The organism is Phormidium sp. CCY1219 (assembly GCF_055795085.1).
Map to the genome: position 1 here is coordinate 1 of NZ_JAYFEQ010000320.1, position 349 is coordinate 349.

The following is a 349-nucleotide window of genomic DNA, read 5'->3' on the forward strand; positions in this document are numbered from 1 at the left end:
CTTTTATGACTGGATTTAGGTGCTTGATTAGTGCGTATTGTGGGGCTGTTTTATGAGCCTTTATAACCGCCTTAATCCCCTTGTAGTGTTCCTTGACTGACTTCTTACTTGGCTTTATGTTGAGTTGGAATAGCCGCTTTCCCCCCATGCCAATATTCGTGGCCCTGTATTTGCCAACTGTGTAATGACGGATATTAAAACCTAAAAAGTCAAAACCTGGTTCTACCCCTTCTTCTGAGAATTCATGGGTATGACAGATTCTTGTCTTTTCTGGCTTAAGCTTTAATCCAACTTGTTTAAGCCATTGTTCAATCAGGTCTCGGGCTTCTAGTATGACTTCTTTGTGCGG

General features: G+C 41.8%; 1 pseudogene. It reads right to left on the bottom strand.

The annotated features are described in order from the left end of the window. Positions 1-349 (bottom strand): annotated as a pseudogene (locus AC0QH1_RS05520) (group II intron reverse transcriptase/maturase); the annotation flags it as partial.